We start from the raw sequence: 13,973 nt of genomic DNA on the forward strand, positions 1-13,973 counted from the left end.
AATTCGATGAAAGAAACAACGCGACCAACAGTTAGTATTATAATTCCACATTACAACCAGAATAGACTTCTGGAAAAATGCGTCGCTTCAATAGCACCACAGCTTACAGACAATGATGAAATCATCATTGTCGATGACCATAGTGTGCTGTCGCCTGCCCTTGAGATGGAAGACGAAATAAAAAGGCTTCGCATTATTCTACTGCCCGAAAACCGGGGGGCCGCATCTGCACGTAATCTTGGTGCAGAGCAGGCAAGGGGCGATTATATCGTTTTCCTGGATGCCGACGATGTGGCTTTGCCCGGACGTATCGAGGCTCAATTGAAAGCTATGCATTTAAATGGTGACTGGATGGGATGCGTAGGTGATTATACTTATCAACGCGACGAGAAGCGCATTGCTGCGTCGAAGGAAACGGGAGAGATGTTCAGCATCCAGCGGGCCCTTTTTTCGGGACATATTTTTGCGGCTGGCAGTACGCTGATGATAAAGCGTAAATTCTTTAGGGACATTGGCGGTTATAATCCAGATTTCAGGGTTTATGAAGACTGGGATTTACTCCTCCGGGCAGTGCTTCAATCTAATATAGGCCATTGTGGGGTGTTGGTTGCGCTGGTTTCTCCCTCGTCACGCAGGGCAGGAAAAGAAGATCGCCTGAACGTGCTGAGTGAACTCTCTACACGGTATGGTCTACGCATCCCTCAGCGTTACCAACGCCGTTTTTCACAGGCATTGGCTTATGAACGGGCGAGCTTATATTTTCGGGCGAGTAAAGCATGGAAAGGTTTGGGTGCTCTAGTCCAAGGCTTTATCTATGCGCCCATTACTCTATCCAAAAGACTTTTTTCCCGGGTAGTCTGTGGGAGGCCATAATTCACGTTTGTTGAAGAAAGCATTCGACAAATACAGGTGATGTTGACTCGTGGGTTTCAGAAGTCAAAATCAATCCAGGAAACACGATATAAGACAGCCCGTTGGAAAGTTTTAGCGCGAGCTAATCTTTTGACTTTTTTTTGACGCTCTCACGACTATATTCCCCTTCTTTAATGGAAACGCTTTTAAAAAGCATTGAAATTCTGTTTTCGTGAAGCGCGGGTGATCTCGGCAGAAGCTTCATATAGGGGTGACAAGTTGACTGTTGTACTCCAGGGGGCAAACGGATAGGAACCACTTTCCTGAGTTTGAGAGAGGACTGATTGAATGAAGCCAATCAAGGCTCTTTGTGTCATGGGAACGCGACCCGAGGCAATCAAGATGGCACCATTGTCATTGGCCTTGCGCGCGGACGAGCGTTTTGATGCGCATATATGCGTGACCGGACAGCATCGCGAGATGCTGGATCAGGTTCTCCAGATTTTCAAAGTTGTTCCAGATAGCGATCTGGCGATTATGCGACCCAATCAGGATTTGACGGATGTGACATCGTCGATTCTTCTGGGCATGCGAAGAATCCTCAAGGACGTGAGGCCGGACATCGTTCTTGTCCACGGTGACACAGCAACGACTTTCGCAGCTTCTCTCGCGGCCTATTACGAACGAATTGCCGTTGGGCATGTCGAGGCAGGTCTGCGGACTGGTAATCTTTATTCCCCTTGGCCCGAGGAAGCTAACCGGAAACTGACGGGCGTCTTGGCAAATCTGCATTTTGCACCGACAGAGCAATCACGCGCCAACCTTCTGGCGGAAGGGGTAGCTTCTGATAAAATCCTGGTCACGGGCAATACTGTCATTGATGCTTTGTTGACAATCAAGCAGCGCATTGAAACAGACGCAGATCTCGGGTCGAACTTGCGAAAGACATATGATTATCTGCGTCCTGATCGCAAACTGATTTTGGTGACCGGCCATAGGCGCGAGAATTTTGGCGGTGGTTTTGAGCGTATATGTGAAGCTTTGCGTGTGATTGCCACCACCCATTCCGACGTCGATATCCTTTATCCGGTTCACCTCAATCCTGCGGTGCGTGGACCAGTCAATCGGATATTGAGCGGTATTGATAACGTGCGACTGATCGAGCCGGTCGATTATATCGATTTCATTTATCTGATGATGCAGTCTTTTATGATTATCACGGATTCTGGTGGTGTGCAGGAAGAAGCGCCTTCTCTGGGAAAGCCGGTGTTGGTTATGCGCGATACCACGGAACGTCCCGAGGCCGTGGCAGCGAAGACAGTTCAACTCGTTGGTACGGATATTGAAAAAATCACTATTTGGGCGCATCGATTGCTGACGGAACAGGACGCTTATCGCGAAATGAGCCTTGCGCATAATCCTTATGGCGACGGTCAGGCAACTACCCGTATTTGCGACCGTATTTCTGCAGAATTCTCTGAGAAAGCAGTTTGAGACGATGACATTCAAGGCCGTTTGCGTAGTGGGACTAGGGTATATTGGTCTGCCGACAGCTGCCGTCATGGCAAGCCGAGGGCAGACTGTCATTGGGGTTGATGTTGCATCCCATGTGGTTGAGACAATCAATGCAGGGAAAGTGCATATTGTAGAGCCTGATCTCGATCAGGTAGTACAAGATGTAGTCAAGATTGGTCGCCTGCGCGCAACCTTGACGCCACAAACATCCGACGCATTTGTGGTGGCTGTCCCCACTCCGTTCAAGACCATGGCAGCCGGAGAAACGCCCGAACCCGATCTAAGTTATATTCAGTCAGCAGCACTTATGATTGCCCCGGTTTTGAAAGCTGGCGATCTGGTTATCCTGGAATCGACTTCGCCTGTCGGGGCTACGGAACAACTGGCGGCCTGGCTGGCAGAGGCTCGCCCGGATCTAAGCTTCCCGCAAGATGCAGGCGAGAGCTCGGATATTCGGGTGGCCCACTGCCCCGAACGAGTATTGCCCGGTCAGGTTTTGAAGGAATTGGTATCCAATGACCGAGTGGTAGGTGGCATGACGCCACTTTGTGCACAGCGCGCTGTTGATCTTTATCGTCTGTTTGTCGAAGGAGAGTGCATCGTCACCGATAGCCGCACAGCTGAAATGGCGAAGCTGACGGAGAACAGCTTTAGAGATGTTAATATCGCTTTCGCGAACGAACTGTCGCTGATTTGTGACAAAATGGGTATCGATGTATGGGAGCTGATACGCTTGGCCAACAGGCATCCTCGGGTTAATATTTTGCAGCCGGGCCCGGGTGTTGGTGGACATTGTATTGCCGTCGATCCCTGGTTCATCGTCGCTTCCGCGCCTGAGCAGGCAAAGCTTGTGCGCCAGGCCCGCGAGGTGAATGATTCCAAGCCGCGCTGGGTTGTCGATAAAGTCGATGCTGCTGTCTGCGACTGGAAAAATTCCAACCCCGGAAAGACTCCGAAGGTGGCATGCTTTGGCCTGGCTTTTAAGCCCAACATTGATGACCTTCGTGAAAGCCCCGCGTTGGGTATCTCTCGTCAGATTGCGGGCAGGGACGATATTCGATTGCTGGTGGTGGAACCGCATATTGACAAGCTGCCGCCCAAACTGGAAAACGCGTTTTTGGTGACGGCTGATGAAGCCTTGAAAACAGCTGATATCTGTGTGCTGCTTGTCGACCATGCTGTTTTTAGAACGGGTAACACGCCTCATACCGACCGTCAGATCGTAATTGATACTCGTGGCTTGTGGGATACGAAGAAAGCTTAACGATAGGCCTTAGATGTTGGTAGCAGCTTTCACGCAAAAGATTTCATGAAGGCGTTAGTGAATTTAAAGTTTTGAAGTCTGAAAACTGGCGTTAATTAAGGCTACGATATGGGCAATGTGTTTCGTATAGGAATAGATGATTTTTATAGGGGATGGAAATCACGGCGTCTTTGGCTGGCGTTCGCGAAAGAAGACATAGACGATAGTCATAAAAACACTATGTTAGGGCCTTTGTGGCTTCTCCTCAATTACCTGACATTTATAGGAACTTTTGGTTTTGTCATGCGGGCCGGAGCGGGAGATGACTATTATCTTGCGTACATTTCGGTAGGCCTTCTTGTGTGGTTTTTTATTCTTGAAGTTATAACGCAGGGCGTTTCTCTTTTCTCCCGCGAGGAAAGCTTCATCAAAGGAACGCCACTGCCTCTGTCGACCTATGTTTTCCGTCTGACGATGCAGTCGCTCATCCGAAACAGTTATGCTTTGCTCGGGTGTCTCGGGGTGCTGCTTCTTACAGGCGTATATCCTTCCGCTGTCTGGTTCTGGAGTGTAATCGGCATCTTGGTTGCTGTTCTCGCTGCACCGGCTGTGATAACGGTTTTTGCTTTTGTCGGGGCCTATTTTCCAGACAGCCATTATCTCGTGTCCAACGCCATGCGAGTAGGCATGTTTCTAACGCCAGTGTTCTGGACTTATAATGGCAGCCATGGGGCCCGACACGTGTTTTACTGGTATAATCCTTTCACCTATTTTCTGGAAATGGTGAGAATCCCGATTGTGAACGGTACTATGCCTTTAAAGGCCCTCTTTTTTTGCTTCTTGGTCGGTGTTGTGATGTGGCTTGCGGCCTTGCTATTAATGGGTCTCTATCGCAAGAAAGTTGTGTTCGTTCTATAATGGTATCAATTCACGCAGATAATCTTCGCTTGTCTTATCGGCTGGTTCAGCCTCTTTCACTGGCAAAACGTCAGGAAAAAGCTCTGACGTCGGGACCAGGCGGTACTATCGTCAGGTCGGGGCGCCGCAGCGAAGTAAAGGCACTCGATGGTGTCAGTTTTGATCTGAAGGCAGGCGACCGGCTTGGACTGATCGGCTCCAATGGCGCAGGCAAAACGACTTTGTTGAAAGTTTTATATGGTATCTATGAACCCTCTGGTGGAAGCCTGTCCATCGACGGAAAAATTGACGCCCTTTTCAATATCAATCTTGGTTTTCGCGCCGGAGCAACGGGACGACGCAACATTGAACTGCGCGGATTGATCAATGGCTGGTCACGCCAGCAGATCGCAGAGCGTATGCAACCAATCATCGAGTTCAGTGAACTGGGTGACTTCATAGATATGCCGCTAAAGTCTTATAGTCAGGGTATGGCAGCACGTTTGGCCTTTTCAATAGCCACGAGTTTCGAACCCGAAATTCTATTGATGGATGAATGGATTGGTGCTGGTGATCCGGCTTTTCAGGAAAAAGCCAGACTGCGCATGGATAGTATGGCGGAAAAAGCGGGTATAATTGTGCTGGCAAGCCATAATCATTCGTTGATCAAGCGTGCTTGCAACAAGGTTCTGGAATTGCAGGCGGGCCGCGTCAAAGCCTTCTGTGATATCGATGAATGGTCCTCTGGAGACTAATGGTCAGACCCTAAAGGCCGATCTATCCAATTTACAGGGTGCTGACAATGTAAGCTAACGTGTCTATCTGAGTTTTCATGTATCTTTATATTTTAAGGGGCTGACATATGGATAGGCAAAAGAATTTCAAATCTGAAGATGTTGTTCGCCTCACCGAAGGCGGGTTGTCATACCGTATCTATCTGCCCAATAGAGAAGATGATTATATCCAAAAGTATATATTTGAGAAAAAGACTCCTTACGAAAAAGATATGCTTGTTAGCATGTGTTCCTATTTGCAGGAAGAAGACATCGTCCTAGATGTCGGCGCGAATGTAGGTAACCATACACTTTACCTCGCAGGTGTTGGACAAGCCAGGGTTTTTTCTTTCGAGCCAAACCGTCATTTAGCCGATGCTATACGTCGAAGTGTTGAATTGAGCGGATTTGAGAATACAGTATCTGTATTCAACTTTGGTTTGGGTCGGGTTTCTGGTCGTGCACATTTTGAGAAAGACCTTCCGGACAATCTGGGTGCACAAAAATTACAGCTTGGAGAGGGTGAACTCGAAGTTGCGCGCCTTGACGATCAAGAGATTCCTGCGCCAGTCAAAATGATAAAAATCGACGTCGAGGGCATGGAACTTGATGTGCTGCAAGGTGGGCGAAATCTGATCTTGCGAGATCAACCAATCCTCTACATAGAGAGTGCCACAGAGGCGAACTACCGCCAGATTTCCAACTACCTTGCAGAGCTTGGATATGGATACTGGGAAGGATTTAATGCTACCCCCACTCATTGTTTCCGTCCTAGAGTTTCGCTCTCGCTTAATGAACAGGTCGAAAGACTCATACAGAAAGAGGTCTTTCAGGAATACAGATTAAGAGAGCAACTACGCTCTGCTTACAGGGCTCAAAATGAGGCGCTGGCTAAAGGAAAAGCTCTGGAAGAACAGGTGGACGCACTTGCTGCTAATTTAGAGGACAGCAATAGTAAGCTCCTCGTTGCTAATGAAAATGTCGCGGAATTAAAAGGCGGCCTAATAAAATCCGAGGCGATGCAACGAGCTGAAATTAATAACCTGAAAAAACAGTTGGCAGTATTCACAGCATATGAAGACACCACGCCCTATCTTCTATCTAAAAGAATTATTGAGGCGGGTACATCTCTCTCAGGCTTCTTGAGGCTACCTTTTGCTGTTATGGCACTTGCGGCTAGAGGCGTTTCCAGGCGTTTATCTGTACAGAAAAGCCAATCTAAACGGTCTCTTGGGAATAAGGCCAAGGACCGGCTTATTCGCGAGGTCAAGGCTCGACCCGCTTTGGAGAGACCTGCGAGAAAGGCTTTGAACTGGTGGAGGGCGCGGAACGGTTCTAATATTGGCCAAGTCGATACTCGACAATCTTCGTCCAAGGCAGCGTCGTTGCCTTTCGCATCTGAAATTAAAGTTGCAACGATACTTGATGAGTTCTCATTTGGCAGTTTTGCATGTGAATTTAACGCTGTTCCTGTGGACCCCGATAATTGGAGGGAGCGGTTCGAAGCGGAGAAGCCAGATATATTTTTTTGCGAATCTGCCTGGTCTGGCCCTGACTCCAAGCAACGCTCTTGGAAAGGTCAAATTTATGCGAGCGTAAACTTTAAGAAGGAAAATCGTGAAGCGCTTCTGAGCATAATCGAATATTGTAAGTCAAAAGGTATTCCAACAGTCTTTTGGAATAAGGAAGACCCGACACATTTTGATGATAAGGTTCATGATTTCATCAAATCGGCTCAACTTTTTGACTTTGTTTTTACATCTGCAGCAGAATGCGTAGAGCGATATAAGCAGGAGTATGGGTGCAAGAGTGTATTTGCTTTGCCTTTCGCCACCCAGCCAAGGCTTTTCAATCCTATTGAGCCTGAAGATGGGCGGACAAAAGACATAGTCTTCGCCGGTAGCTGGTACGCGATTCACAAGGAACGCTCAAAACTGATGGAACAGGTGTTAGGCCGGTTCCTGGATGATGGTTATGCGCTGAAAATATTTGATAGACACTATGGAACCGATGACCCTAATCACATTTTCCCGGACAGGTTTCGCCCCTATCTTCTTCCACCTGTGAGCCATAAAGAGCTGGACGAGGTCTACAAATCGAGCATTTTCGGTTTAAATTTCAATACAGTCACAGACTCTGAGACGATGTTCGCACGTCGAATTTTCGAATTGATGTCCAGCAACACACTCGTCTTGTCTAACTACTCAATTGGTGTCGACCACATGCTGCGGGACGATGTCGTGTTCGTGGATCGCGATCCGTCCCGTTTGAAATCCTTGTCTGTTCAAGAGGTCGACGCGATCCGCGCTCGAGCCCTTCAAAATGTTCTTGAAAGGCACACCTATGAAAAACGCTGGGAGTTTATACTCGACTCTATCGGCTTCCGTTATCGAAAAAACGACCAGTCCACGACATTGGTGGTCCGTATAAATAACCGTGACGAGGCTCGTCAGGCATTAGATTATTTCTCCAAGTTTGAGGCTGCATTTGCCGATGCAAAGCTTCTGCTACTTCTGTCGAAAGAAATGGCTAATATATCTGTGGCAGATTATTATCGTGACTTTAACCGATATGGCCATGAGGTTGTCTCAGAACACTATCTGGAAACTTATCAAGCTCCGCTAGAGAGAATATTAAGCACCAGAAACATGCTTTTTGTACCAATGCGCAACTTCCCACCTTTGGAATGGGTAAAAAACGCGCTGTTGCATCTTGTTTATGCTGATAACAGATACATCAGCTACGATCCGGATCAAGAAGCCTATAGGGAGGTTCTTCTTGATAACAATAAGCCACTCCTATCATCGGCATCTGGCTTTGCCTCGCTGATGGGGCAAAAAATCCCAGATCGCTGGAATTCGGTCTTCTACGTTTAAGGTTTCTTGTGAAAATATCTATCGTTGTCCCCTGCTACAATGCCCGTGGAAAAATCGAAACATGCATTAGCTCGTTGTGTTCAATAGATTTTCCCGAAGAAGAGTTTGAAGTAATTTTTGTCGATGATTTTTCATCTGATGGAACTTTTGACTATCTTCAAAGTGTATGTATGGAGCGGCGAAACTGGTCGGTTTACCGACTAGAAGCCAATAGCGGATCACCTTCAAGACCCAGGAATTTCGGGTCGATGCAAGCTAAAGGCGAGTATTTATTATATCTGGATTGTGATGATGTGATTTTTCCAGAAACATTACGCGAGCATTATAGTTATGCCGTCTCAAGAAATGCATGCATCGTTCGTGGCTACCTTATGGTCGATGATGGTGGTGAAAGCCTGCGGTCTTTAAATACTATAGCAAACTGGAATGAAGATTTATCTAAATCATCAAAGATAAAATTGATGATATCTTCTCAAAGCACGACAGTCGTTTCTCTGGTAAAGCGGTCTGTTATTATTGAAAATAACATAATGTGGCGTGAAGATATAAGGATGGGGGAAGATACCTTGTTCCTTATTGCTGTCCTATCTTCTTCTAAACATATTGAATATATCGATCATCCAACTTTTATATACAACAAGCGCGCATCTCGGCAGGCCTCAAGTACACAACAATATGGGCAGCGCGAACTCATGAACCACCTTTGTGTCTGGACAGAAGCTGAAAGCCTTCTAAGAAAGGTCGATATAAGCTACTATGAAATTCGGCTTCATGTAGGATTAACAGCTGTGTTTCAGGCGCTGATCTTTCATGGCAAGGCTGACATCGATCACGGTCATTTCGAAAAATTCTCGGATTTTATGCAGACTGTGCGAGGGTATATTGATGTTCATAGGTTTGAACCTCATCATATAGAATTAATAAATGCTATTTTTGCTGGGAATTATGATCTGTTCATTCAAGCATGTAAACCGAGATTGCTAATAGCCGGATATGATTTGAAGTTTATTTTGCCAAGTATTCCTGCACTTGAAGCTTATTTCAATATAAAATTTGACGGGTGGAAAGGCCATGATGTTCATGATGAACAGCAGAGTAGGAAGTTGTTGCAGTGGGCTGATTACATTTGGTGCGAATGGCTACTTGGGAATGCGGTATGGTACTCGAAAAATATTCGAGAAGGCCAGAAATTGATGATACGCATGCACAGGATGGAGTTGGAAAGGAACTATGGAGATCTAATTGATATCAAGAATGTAGATATAATAACTGCAGTTTCCGTATTGTTTTTTGAAAGGTTACTTCAACGTTTCCAAAATATACCAAGAAAAAAGGTTCGCCTACTATCAAACTATTCATGTTTGGGAAGAAGAGATAGCGAGATTGACAGTGTGCGTTTATTTAAGCTTGGGGCAGTCGGAATAGTGCCGAGCCGTAAAGGGCTTGATAGCATGCTTAGAATATTGGCGGCACTGCGAAAACTGGATAGCCGATACTCTTTGGATATTTTCGGTCATGGACCAGAGCATTTTAGCTGGATCACGCGCGATAAAAAAGAAATGGAATTCTATAATGGATGTCAATCTTTCATTGTAGAAAACGATCTAACAGGCAGTGTAAAATATATGGGGCATTGTAAAATGCCTGACGCACTTACGCAGCAAAGGGTTGGATTTGTTCTCTCTACAAGCCTATCTGGTGATTTTCCAGGCTTTGAAAGCTTTCATCTTGCTGTACTTGACGGTTTCTCTGGAGGTGGGCAGGGGGTTATTCTGCGCTGGGACGGCTGTGAATATATTTATCCGTCATCAATGATCTTTAATACAGAAGATGAGATCGTAGATTATATCTCTCGCATGACCGTTGAACAGTTTTACGAAGCGTCTGACGTAGGGCGGGACCTGATTGCTTCGCGGTATAGTCAGCAAAGTTTTGTCGAGTCAGTGGTTTCTGTTTTCAAAGAGTGAAAGTGACCATGCGTTGACAAGATGGGGCATCAGGGCGGGTAGAGCTTACTGGATACGGAGGTCGTATGAAAGGCATCATACTCGCGGGCGGTAGCGGGACGCGCCTTTATCCATTGACCATGGCTGTCTCAAAGCAGCTTTTGCCCATCTACGACAAGCCCATGATCTATTACCCACTAAGCGTGCTGATGCTCGCGGGGATCCGTGACATTCTCATCATTTCCACGCCGCATGATCTGCCGCTCTTTGAGAAGTTGCTCGGTGACGGGTATGCGTTCGGGCTCAATTTCTCGTTTGCAGAACAGGCGCAGCCCAACGGTCTGGCAGAGGCTTTTATTATCGGTCGTGAATTTATCGGTAATGATAATGTCGCGATGATTTTGGGCGATAATATTTATTTTGGCGATGGTCTGTCGCATCTTTGCCAAAGTGCAGCCCAGATTACAAAGGGCGGTGCTGTCTTTGCCTACCGTGTCGATGATCCGCAGCGCTATGGCGTGGTAGAGTTTGATCATGACGGTGGAAAGGCAATCTCGATTGAGGAAAAGCCGGAAAGTCCCAAGTCATCATGGGCGGTCACGGGTCTCTATTTTTACGATAATCAGGTTGTTGATCTTGCCTCTTCACTCAAGCCGTCGGCGCGGGGAGAACTTGAGATCACGGCTATAAACAATGCCTATCTGGAGCGCGGAGAATTGAGCGTCCGGCAACTTGGGCGCGGCTATGCCTGGCTTGATACGGGGACGCATGACAGCTTGCAGGATGCCTCGTCCTTTGTGCGCACAATTGAAAAACGGCAGGGGATCAAAATTGCCTGCCCGGAGGAAATCGGCTTTGAAAAGGGCTGGATTAGCGCTGATTCTGTTCTGGAACGTGTAAGAAAACTGGGGCAAACAGACTATGCTGCCTATTTGAAACGCCGCGTCGAAGAAATCGAGCGAGCAAAATGAAATTGCATTCTCTGGAACTCGACGGTGTTTTCGAGATAACACCGCGCAAATTTGGGGATGATCGCGGCTTTTTCTCCGAAACCTACAATCAAAAGGCGCTGGCTGACGCTGGTATCGAACTGACTTTTGTGCAGGACAACCATTCCTATTCGGCCGCAAAGGGCGTCATACGCGGGTTGCATTATCAGTTGCCCAACCGGGCGCAGGACAAGCTGGTCCGGGTCATTCGCGGAGCCATTCTGGATGTCGCCGTCGATATCCGCAAAAGCTCTCCCACATTCCGCAAATGGGTGTCTCTGGAAGTTTCAGCTCAGAAATGGAACCAGATTCTGGTGCCAAAAGGCTTTGCACACGGCTTCGTAACGCTGAGCGAAGATACGGAAGTCATCTACAAGGTGACCGATTATTATTCGCCGGAGCATGACCGCTCGATCCGATTTGACGATCCTGCAATCGGCATTGACTGGCCTATTCCAGCAACTGGTGTGCAATTGTCCGATAAGGATAAAAAAGCCCCGCTGCTTGCCGACGCCGAAGTTTTTGCCTGAGGAAATGTTATGAATATTCTCATCACTGGCGGTGCGGGCTTCATCGGTTCCGCCGTCTGCCGCCATCTGGCTTCTGATCCCAAGATCAATGTCGTCAATCTCGACAAGCTGACCTATGCGGGAAATCTGGCGTCGCTCCGTCAGATTGAAAACCATTCGAATTACAGTTTTCTTCAGGCTGATATCTGCGATGACACTGGCGTTTTGGAAGCCTTGCGCGCAAACGAGATCGATATTGTGATGCATCTGGCAGCCGAAAGTCACGTCGACCGTTCCATCGATGGTCCTGGCGCATTCATCGAAACGAATATTGTCGGTACATTCCGTCTGCTCAATGCGGCACTCGCTTATTGGCGCGAGCTGCCGGAGCCACGCAAATCGGCCTTCCGCTTTCACCATATTTCAACCGATGAAGTGTTTGGCGATCTGCCATTCGATAGCGGTATTTTTACGGAAGAAACGCCGTATCAGCCATCTTCGCCTTATTCGGCCTCGAAAGCGGCCTCTGATCATCTGGTGCGCGCCTGGCATGAAACCTACGGCCTGCCGGTCGTGCTGTCCAATTGCTCAAACAATTATGGGCCGTTCCATTTCCCTGAAAAACTGATCCCGCTTGTTATTCTCAACGCGCTCGATGAAAAGCCGTTGCCCGTTTATGGGGCAGGGGCGAATGTGCGCGATTGGCTTTATGTCGAAGATCATGCGCGTGCTCTGGCGCTGGTTGCGACGAGTGGTAAGCTGGGTGAAAGTTACAATATCGGCGGGCGTGCAGAACGCACCAACCTGAATGTGGTAGAAACGATCTGCGTCATTCTCGATAAGAAACGGTCTCGCGCAAATGGCAAGAGCTATGCTGATCTAATAACTTTCGTGACAGATCGTCCCGGTCACGACCGTCGTTATGCGATTGATGCTTCAAAGATCGAGCGCGAATTGGGCTGGAAGCCACAGGAGACCTTCGAGAGCGGCTTGGAAAAAACCATTCAATGGTATCTCGATAATGCATGGTGGTGGGAGCCTATCCGCAGCGGTAGCTATGCTGGCGAACGCCTGGGCAGCGCGACTTCCGAAGAGGCCAAGGTATGAAAATCGTCGTCACTGGACGAGAAGGGCAGGTTGTCCAGAGCCTTATTGAGACAGCATCTCAACGTGCTGACCTGCAAGTGACCGCGCTAGGCCGCCCGGAACTGGATTTAACAAAGCCGGAAACCGTGCGCAGTGCCATTGAAGCGCTCAAGCCCGACCTGGTCGTCTCCGCTGCCGCCTTCACGGCGGTGGATCAGGCTGAGGATGAACCTGAGCTGGCCTTCGCGGTGAATGCAACTGGCGCGCACACTGTTGCCCAAGCAGCACGGATCTGTGGTGCTCCTGTGATCCACTTGTCGACGGATTATGTTTTTGCGGGTGACGCTGACGAACCGTATGTTGAAACAGACGTCACCGGACCTCGCAGTGTTTATGGTCGTTCCAAGCTTGAAGGTGAACGTCTGGTTGCGCAAGCTAATCCACAGCATATTATCTTGCGGACGGCTTGGGTCTATAGTCCCTTTGGAAAGAATTTCGTTAAGACGATGTTGAAGCTTGCGGAGACGCGCGATGCTCTCTCGGCCGTTTCCGACCAAAAGGGCAACCCTACCAGTGCGCTCGATATCGCTGATGCAATTATCCAGGTGGGAGACCATCTGGCGGCGAAGGCAGCATTTTCTGACTATGGTGTTTATCACTTGGTCGGTACGGGCGATGTGAACTGGAGCGGTTTTGCACGCGCCATCTTCGATGAAAGCGCTCCGCTTGGCGGGCCGACCGCGACTGTTGCTGATATTGCAACAGCCGACTATCCAACCAAGGCGAAACGTCCTGCCAACTCACGTCTGTCGACTGCGAAATTCCAGAAAGTCTTCAACTGGTCTGCGCCGCACTGGCAATCGTCATTACGAGATGTCGTAGCCAGATTGGTTTAGCATTTAAGTGGGAAGAATTTAGACGCGGTATCGCTCAATGTGCGGTGCCGCGTTTTTCGTTCGATACTCCCTCCGAAACACGAAAATAGATATTATCCTAACGTATTTTTACATCAATAATGCCAGAGAGTTTCCTAAACTCAGTTGTCTGTTTGTCGGCGGTCAACGGTTGTTGATGGATATAATAGGAACATGAATTTCGACCGCTGCTAAAAGCAGAAAGGGAGAAAATTTCGGGCCACACAAAGAGATAAGCCATTGTGATGGGGGGCAAATGCCATCGGGCGAGCGATTACACTTGCAAGAGAGAATTGCGGTGTCAGTGTTCTTGATTTCGACACAGTCTCTCTCGAGGAGATGCTGTTTCTGCCTGAGAAGGAAAACCTTGTCG

General features: G+C 48.0%; 11 protein-coding genes. All 11 read left to right on the top strand.

All coding sequences use genetic code 11. The features are described from left to right. Window positions 1-6: 6 nt before the first annotated feature. Window positions 7-873, top strand: coding sequence for a glycosyltransferase family 2 protein (locus AAIB41_RS01315; protein ID WP_343313823.1), 867 nt, complete (start codon window positions 7-9; stop codon window positions 871-873). Between the two features lie 327 nt (window positions 874-1,200). Next, window positions 1,201-2,346, top strand: coding sequence for a UDP-N-acetylglucosamine 2-epimerase (non-hydrolyzing) (gene wecB, locus AAIB41_RS01320; protein WP_343313824.1), 1,146 nt, complete (start codon window positions 1,201-1,203; stop codon window positions 2,344-2,346). A gap of 4 nt (window positions 2,347-2,350) precedes the next feature. Further along, entirely contained in the window at window positions 2,351-3,631 is a 1,281-nt protein-coding gene (gene wecC, locus AAIB41_RS01325; protein ID WP_343313825.1) for a UDP-N-acetyl-D-mannosamine dehydrogenase, read from the top strand. Between the two features lie 108 nt (window positions 3,632-3,739). Continuing rightward, window positions 3,740-4,528: an ABC transporter permease gene (locus AAIB41_RS01330; protein ID WP_343313826.1), complete on the top strand. Its 789-nt coding sequence runs from the start codon at window positions 3,740-3,742 to the stop codon at window positions 4,526-4,528. Between the two features lie 29 nt (window positions 4,529-4,557). Further along, window positions 4,558-5,262: an ABC transporter ATP-binding protein gene (locus tag AAIB41_RS01335; RefSeq protein WP_343313827.1), complete on the top strand. Its 705-nt coding sequence runs from the start codon at window positions 4,558-4,560 to the stop codon at window positions 5,260-5,262. 107 nt (window positions 5,263-5,369) lie between these two features. After that, window positions 5,370-8,156 carry an FkbM family methyltransferase gene (locus tag AAIB41_RS01340; RefSeq protein ID WP_343313828.1) on the top strand — a complete coding sequence of 929 codons (2,787 nt, stop codon included), beginning with the start codon at window positions 5,370-5,372 and terminating at the stop codon, window positions 8,154-8,156. 8 nt (window positions 8,157-8,164) lie between these two features. Beyond that, window positions 8,165-10,123 (top strand): glycosyltransferase, encoded by a 1,959-nt coding sequence (locus tag AAIB41_RS01345; RefSeq protein ID WP_343313829.1) that lies wholly within the window; start codon window positions 8,165-8,167, stop codon window positions 10,121-10,123. 65 nt (window positions 10,124-10,188) lie between these two features. Then, the gene (rfbA, locus tag AAIB41_RS01350; RefSeq protein ID WP_343313830.1) at window positions 10,189-11,073 is read left to right on the top strand and encodes a glucose-1-phosphate thymidylyltransferase RfbA; all 885 of its coding nucleotides are present in this window, start codon (window positions 10,189-10,191) and stop codon (window positions 11,071-11,073) included. After that, the gene (gene rfbC / locus AAIB41_RS01355; protein ID WP_343313831.1) at window positions 11,070-11,621 is read left to right on the top strand and encodes a dTDP-4-dehydrorhamnose 3,5-epimerase; all 552 of its coding nucleotides are present in this window, start codon (window positions 11,070-11,072) and stop codon (window positions 11,619-11,621) included. Before rfbA ends, rfbC begins: the two co-directional genes overlap by 4 nt. 9 nt (window positions 11,622-11,630) lie before the next feature. Next, window positions 11,631-12,707, top strand: a complete 1,077-nt coding sequence (gene rfbB, locus AAIB41_RS01360) for a dTDP-glucose 4,6-dehydratase (protein ID WP_343313832.1) — start codon at window positions 11,631-11,633, stop codon at window positions 12,705-12,707. Beyond that, window positions 12,704-13,582 (top strand): dTDP-4-dehydrorhamnose reductase, encoded by an 879-nt coding sequence (rfbD, locus tag AAIB41_RS01365; protein ID WP_343313833.1) that lies wholly within the window; start codon window positions 12,704-12,706, stop codon window positions 13,580-13,582. Before rfbB ends, rfbD begins: the two co-directional genes overlap by 4 nt. Window positions 13,583-13,973: the final 391 nt, after the last annotated feature.

The organism is Brucella sp. BE17 (assembly GCF_039545455.1).
In the GTDB taxonomy this organism is placed as follows: Bacteria; Pseudomonadota; Alphaproteobacteria; order Rhizobiales; family Rhizobiaceae; genus Brucella.